The following is a 6,501-nucleotide window of genomic DNA, read 5'->3' on the forward strand; positions in this document are numbered from 1 at the left end:
CCGTACTGGACCTCGCGGCGCTCGGTGCGCAGTGCGGCGACGCGCTGTTCGAGCAGGTCCAGCAGCGCGGGCAGGAGGACGGGCCCGGCCGAGAGCTGGAGCAGGGAGAGCAGCTGGGGGACGGCCTCGACGACCTCGGCGACGGCGGTGAGCGCGAAGGCGGAAGGCGCCGGGCGGGCGATGGACCAGGCGTCGAAGAGCGCGACCCAGCCACGCAGCACGGCGCTGTCGTCCCGGTCCCAGGCGTGGAGGCGCCAGCCGGGGCGGGCGGTGTCGTCGTGCAGCTCGACGAGCCCGGTGAGGCGCGCCCGGTCCCAGTCGGCCCGGACCTGCTCGGGGGTCAGCTTCAGCGCCGCCGCGGCCCTTTCGGAGGCGTCGTCACGGAGCGCACCGGTGCTGCCGGGCCGCAGCTGTGCGCCGCGGCCTCGCTCGGCGTCGGCCCAGCGTGCGATGCGTACGGCGCCGGCGAGACCGGCGCGGGCCTGCCGCGCCAGCTCCGCGGGCGCCGGCGTGCCCGCGGGCGGCCGGGGTGCCGGTCGTGCTCGACGGTTCGTCACGGCCCGGCGGGCGGCAGCGATCGGTCGTCGGGGGACAAGGCGGAGCCGGGAGTCGCGCGGAGTACGGGACGTCACGGGAGCAGTCTTCCCGCTGACGGCCCGAAAGCCCAATCGGAACTCCGTGGCGGGCGGCCTCGCCCGCCCAGGCGCAGGTCACAGGGGGCTGGTGCTGTGCGCGGCGCGCGGCCCCAGGCGCCCGGGGCGCACGCCGTTCACATCAGCGGAGTCAGGAAACGCCGCAGGGCTTCCTCGTAGCTCTCGGCGTCCGCGTTCCACATCGACGCGTGCGGGGCGTTCGGCACCGTGTGCAGCGTGACCAGGTCGGGGCGGCGGTCCGCCAGGGCGCGGGAGGGCCCCCAGGGGGCGACGGTGTCGTCCGGGCCGTGCACCACGAGCGCCGGCACGGACAGGGTGTCCGGGTCGGACGACTCGGCCAGGTGGTCACCGTCCAGCCCGAGGCGGCCCTGCGCCGCGCGTACCGCCAGGGGCAGGACCGGGCCGGGGGTGCCGGCGGCGGCCGCGAGGGCCCGCACGGTCGTCCGCCAGTCGAGGATCGGCGAGTCCAGCACGAGGCCGCGGATCCGGTGCCGCAGCGCGGAGTGGGCCGCGGCGTGCAGGGCCATGGTGGCGCCGGTGGAGAAGCCGTACAGCACGACGGTTTCCGCGCCGTACAGCACGGCGTAGCGGATGCCCGCCTCCAGGTCGCGCCACTCGGTGTCGCCGAGGTGGCTGATGCCGTCCGGCGGCCGGGGGGCGCCCACGTCGCCGCGGTAGCCGAGGTCCAGCACCGGGAACCGGTTCCGGTGCAGGAAGGGCATGACGACCATGGGGTGTTCACGGCTCGTGCCGAACCCGTGGACGGTGATCACCCAGGTGTCGCGGGGGCCGGGCACGAACCAGGCGGGCAGGGGGCCCAGTTCACCGGGTACGTCCACGTCGGCGTGGTCGAGGCCGAGCGCGTCGCGCGGGTTGCCGAGGTACACCTGGGGGGTGAGCCACAGCCGCGCGCCGGGTTCGAGCGTCCCGTGGGTGACGCGTTCGAGGCGGCGGACGACCGAGTCGGGGGCGTGCGGCGCGTCCTCGATGACGGGTCCGACGACCGCGTGGGTGTCGCCACCGGTGAGCCCGTAGGTGCCGGGGCGCAGGGAAGCGAGGCTGCGGGTGAGGGTGATCCGCCCGGCGCCCGTGGAGTGGACGGTGAGCGGGGGGTCGGCGGGAAGCGGGCGCCGGCGCCAGGGTTCGAGGGCAGCGTCGCTGGCGTACCGCCCGGCCGCCACGGCGGCCGTACCGGCACCGAGCACGGTGATGGCGGCCGCGGCCGCCGCTGTACGCAGGCCCATCCGTACCAGTGTGGGCGGACGCCGGGCACGCGGCCAGTGGACGTACGCGCCGGGGTGACCGGCGCGATCCGCCGGAAAGCCCGTCCGCGGCGCGCCGGGGTCAGCCCTGCCCGGGCTGCCCGTAGCCGCGCAGCTTCTCCTGGACGTCCCGGAGTTGGTCCGCGGTGAGCAGGCTGGGCGTATGGCCGGGTACGGAGCGGGCGGTCAGCCAGACCTGGCACATCCACTCCAGCTGTGCGGTGCGGTCGTACGCCTGGTCGAGGGTGCTGCCGTAGGCCAGGGTGCCGTGGTTCCGCAGGAGGCACCCGCTGCGGTCCCGCAGGGCGTCCAGCATGTTCCCGGCCAACTCGTCGCTGCCGTACAGGGCGTACCCGGCGACGCGGACAGGGCCGCCGAGCGCCGCCGCCATGTAGTGGATGAGCGGGAGCTCGGGGACGAGTGTGGAGACGGCTGTGGCGTGGACGGCGTGGGTGTGCACGACGGCCGCGGCCTCGGTGTCACGGTAGACGGCGAGGTGCATCGGCAGTTCGCTGGTGGGCCTGAGCCCGCCGAGGACCTGCCGGCCGTCGAGGTCGACGCCGACCGCGTCGTCGGGGGTGAGCCGGTCGTACGGCACTCCGGTCGGCGTCACCAGCACGGTGTCGCCCACACGTACGGACACATTGCCCGAGGTGCCGACGACCAGTCCGTCCGCGACGGTCCGCCGTGCCGTGGCCACCAGGTCGGCCCATGCCTGTTCCAGCGGGGCGCGCTCGGTCATGCCCTCACCTCCGCTGCCGATCCTGGCAGGCGGGGAGCGCGAGATCCCGCGAAGGGCCGGCACGGGCCCCGGGGAACCCTGTCATCGCCCTCTGACATACCGGCATATCCCTCTATACGACACACCATCCGTAACTGACGGATAGTCGGTGTTTTTTCACGATCGTCCAGTAATCTCATGGTCGATTTGTCATGCACGTCGCCATGTACGTCGCCATCGGGGGAATCCATGACTCCTGACCGCAAACCGCTACGGCACCGTCGGCGGCTGGTGGCCGCTTCCATCGCCACCCTCGCGCTCGGCGGGACCGCCCTCGCCGACGTCCCCGCCTCGGCCGCCGCGAAGCCGCGGGGGCATGACGTCTCGTCGCACCAGAGATCCGTCAACTGGCCCAGAGCGAAGAGCAAGGGTGCGAAATTCGTCTACGTCAAGGCCACGGAGTCCACCAGCTACCGCAATCCGTACTTCCGGCAGCAGTACAACGGCTCGCGGAAGGCGGGGCTGATCCGCGGGGCGTATCACTTCGCGCTGCCGCACAGATCCTCGGGCAGAACGCAGGCCGCGTACTTCGTGAAGCACGGCGGTACCTGGCGACGCGACGGCTGGACCCTGCCGCCCGCCGTGGACCTGGAGAACAATCCCTATGGAGCGAAGTGCTACGGCCTGCGGAGATCGACGATGGTGAGCTGGATCAAATCGTTCAGCAACGAGGTGAAGCGGCGGACCGGCCGTCGGCCGGTGATCTACACGACGACCAAGTGGTGGAACGACTGCACCGGGCGGAGCAGGGTCTTCAGCAGGAGCCACGCGCTGTGGCTGGCGCGTTGGGGCCGGTCGTCGGGCACCCTCCCGGCGGGGTGGAGGTACTACACCTTCTGGCAGTACGCCAACCGCGGCACGTTCCCGGGTGACCAGAACCTCTTCAACGGGGCGATGTCCCAGCTCAAGCGGTTCGCCCGCGGCTGAATCGGGGACTGCGGAAGGCCTTCGGGCACCGGGCCCGCACCGGCACCGGCCGCCATCGCCGGGTCGCGACACCTCAAGACCTCCGACAGTTCACCTTCCGTTCACCCCGTATCCCTACGTTCGCCGTGCCACTGACCATCGAGCTGATTGCCTGGGTGAATGGAACACATCACGCTTCTCATCGGGATCGTGATCATCACGGCCTTGGTGTTCGACTTTACGAACGGCTTCCACGACACCGCCAATGCCATGGCCACCACCATCTCCACCGGGGCTCTCAAGCCCAGGACAGCGGTGGCGATGTCGGCGGTCCTGAACCTCGTCGGCGCCTTCCTCTCCGTCGAGGTGGCCAAGACCATCTCCGGCGGCATCATCGATGAAAGCTCCGGGATCCGGCCCGAAGTGATCTTCGCGGGCCTTGTCGGCGCGATCGTCTGGAATCTTCTGACCTGGCTGGCGGGCCTTCCCTCCAGCTCCTCGCACGCGCTCTTCGGCGGCCTGATCGGCGCGACCGTCGCGTCCGTCGGCTTCGGCGCCGTCAACGCCGACGCGGTGGTCATGAAAGTCCTGATCCCGGCAGTGGCCGCGCCGCTCGTCGCGGGGCTCGCCGCGATGGCCGCGACCCGGCTGACCTACCGCCTTGCCCGCAACCGGGACGAGCAGGAGACCGCCAAGGGCTACCGCGCCGGTCAGATCGCCTCCGCGGCGCTGGTCTCCCTGGCCCACGGCACCAATGACGCGCAGAAGACCATGGGTGTCATCACCCTCGCGTTGATCACCGGCGGCGTTCTCGCCCCGCAGGCCGACCCTCCGACGTGGGTCATCGTCTCGGCCGGTCTGGCGATCGCCCTCGGTACGTACCTGGGCGGCTGGCGGATCATCCGCACCATGGGCAGGGGCCTCACCGACATCCAGCCGCCGCAGGGCTTCGCCGCCCAGACGGGCGCCGCGACCGTCATCCTGGCCTCCTCCCACATCGGCTTCGCGCTCTCCACCACCCAGGTCTGCTCCGGGTCCGTGATGGGCTCCGGTCTCGGCCGCAAGGGCGGTGCGGTGCGCTGGTCCACCGCGGGCCGCATGGTGGCCGCCTGGGGGCTGACCCTTCCGGCCGCCGGTCTCGTCGCTGCGTGCGCCGCGCTCCTGGCCGGCCAGGGCACCTGGGGCGTCACCGCCGTCGCCGTGCTCGCGCTCGCCGCCTGCGGCGCGATCTGGGCGGTCTCCCGCCGCAAGCCGGTGGACCACACCAACGTCAACGAGGCCGAGACGGTGGAGCCGGCGGGTGTCATCACCGCCGCCGTCCGCGCCGTCTCCCCGCCCCCGGCCGGCTCCACCGCTTCCGGTGCGGCCTCCGGCCCCGATGAGACCTCCGCTCAGATTCCATCAGCCGGCGCGCCCGAGTCCGAGCCCGCCGCCGCCAAGGTCACGGTCTAGGTAAGGAACCCATCGCCATGAGCATCGACTGGGCAGCACTCGGCCAGGTCTTCGGCGTCAGCCTCGCGGTGACGGTAGGGATCGTGTGCCTGTTCACCCTGGGCATCGTCGGCCTCTCCCGCAGGCCGCAGACGCAGCCCGACGGCACGGCCGCGGTGGCGGCGGCCGGAGCCCCGGCCCCCACCGCCCTGGCCCGTACCGGCGCATACGTCTGCTTCGGGCTGTGCCTGGCCGCCGTGTCGTACGGCATCTACGTGATCGTCGCCTGACGACGGACCAGAACAGCACGGACCAGGACAGGACCGGCCGCGGCAGGACGTACCGCGGCAGCACCGACGGCGGCGGACCCGCCGGGGTGAAAGGCGCGCACCGCGCCTCCCGCCCCGGCGGGTCTTCGTATGTGGGCCTCGGCACACTGTCCCGTCGCAGGTCACAGGCAAGTTGACGGGCGTTCGCACAGCGTGGTGGACTGCCGGAGCCAAAACGGCGACAGCAGAGGAAGCCGGTGCGAATCCGGCGCGGTCCCGCCACTGTCACCGGGGAGCGCTCCCCCACCCAGAAGTCACGGCCCGTACCCACGGGTTGGAAGGCCCGGGGGAAGCGCCGATCCGGGAGCCAGGAGACTCTCGCCGCCGGTCACGTCGAGCCAGGGCGCGGACCCTGAGTGAGGACATATCGCGATGCCCGGCTGCCTTCGTACGCCACCAGACGTTCCCGCGCTCCTCCGCCGAGGCATGACGGCGGGCTGATCCGATGCGTGCCTCTCACGCCATGAGGGAGCCGGGGAGACTCACCTCAGCGGGCGCGGCCGGGTGCGGTGCCGTCCTCGGCTTCGTCGGCGACCTTCTCGCCGGCGATCCGCGCCACGGGCACCCCGTGGCCGCCTTCGGACGTGCCGCGGCCGCCGCCGAGCGCCGGCTCTGGCGCGACCACCGCGGCTCCGGAGCTCTCTACACCGCCGTGTGCGCGGGTGGTGCGCTGGCCGCGGCCGCCCTGGCGTCGCGCGCCGTACGCCGCTCCCCCGCCGCCGCCGTATCGCTGACCGCCGCCGCCACCTGGGCCGTGCTGGGCGGAACATCGCTGAGCCGCGAGGCTCGGGCCGTGGGAGGCGCCCTGGCCGCCGGGGACATCGAGGTGGCCCGCGAGCGGCTGCCCCATCTGTGCGGCCGGGACCCGCAGACCCTGGACGAGCAGCAGATTGCCCGGGCCGTGGTGGAGTCGGTCGCCGAGAACACCTCGGACGCCGTCGTCGGTGCCCTGGTGTGGGGCGCCGTCGGCGGCGTACCCGGCCTGGTCGCCTTCCGCGCGGTCAACACCCTCGACGCGATGGTCGGCCACCGGTCGCCGCGCCATCTGAAGTTCGGCTGGGCGTCGGCGCGGCTCGACGACGCGATGGGCTATCCGGGTTCGCGGCTGACCGCCGCGCTGACGGTACTCGCAGGGCCGG

General features: G+C 72.8%; 6 protein-coding genes, 1 pseudogene and 1 riboswitch. Of the genes and pseudogenes, 4 read left to right on the plus strand and 3 right to left on the minus strand.

Features of this window, described 5'->3' with window-relative positions:
* From ACTWQE_RS33195 to ACTWQE_RS33205, 3 genes and pseudogenes are all read right to left on the minus strand, one after another.
* Positions 1-632, minus strand: a pseudogene (locus ACTWQE_RS33195) (hypothetical protein); the annotation flags it as partial.
* Between the two features lie 137 nt (positions 633-769).
* Entirely contained in the window at positions 770-1,897 is a 1,128-nt protein-coding gene (locus tag ACTWQE_RS33200) for an alpha/beta hydrolase (protein WP_443332809.1), read from the minus strand.
* Between the two features lie 100 nt (positions 1,898-1,997).
* Positions 1,998-2,657 (minus strand): class II aldolase/adducin family protein, encoded by a 660-nt coding sequence (locus tag ACTWQE_RS33205; RefSeq protein WP_443332810.1) that lies wholly within the window; start codon positions 2,655-2,657, stop codon positions 1,998-2,000.
* A 228-nt stretch (positions 2,658-2,885) separates the two neighbouring features.
* Between ACTWQE_RS33205 and ACTWQE_RS33210 the strand changes: the two genes are divergently transcribed.
* The 4 genes from ACTWQE_RS33210 to ACTWQE_RS33225 all read left to right on the plus strand — a co-directional run.
* Positions 2,886-3,623, plus strand: coding sequence for a lysozyme (locus ACTWQE_RS33210; protein WP_443332811.1), 738 nt, complete (start codon positions 2,886-2,888; stop codon positions 3,621-3,623).
* Positions 3,624-3,782: 159 nt separating this feature from the next.
* Positions 3,783-5,054, plus strand: coding sequence for an inorganic phosphate transporter (locus ACTWQE_RS33215; protein ID WP_443332812.1), 1,272 nt, complete (start codon positions 3,783-3,785; stop codon positions 5,052-5,054).
* Between the two features lie 17 nt (positions 5,055-5,071).
* A complete protein-coding gene (locus ACTWQE_RS33220) occupies positions 5,072-5,323 on the plus strand; it encodes a hypothetical protein (RefSeq protein ID WP_443332814.1) in 252 nt (83 codons plus the stop codon).
* A gap of 227 nt (positions 5,324-5,550) precedes the next feature.
* A riboswitch (cobalamin riboswitch) is annotated at positions 5,551-5,679 on the plus strand.
* A gap of 146 nt (positions 5,680-5,825) precedes the next feature.
* Positions 5,826-6,501 (plus strand): cobalamin biosynthesis protein (locus ACTWQE_RS33225; protein ID WP_443332815.1); only part of this gene is annotated, 676 nt, incomplete at its 3' end.

Origin of the sequence: Streptomyces sp. 8N706, assembly GCF_052245415.1 — a bacterium.
Lineage (GTDB): Bacteria > Actinomycetota > Actinomycetes > Streptomycetales > Streptomycetaceae > Streptomyces.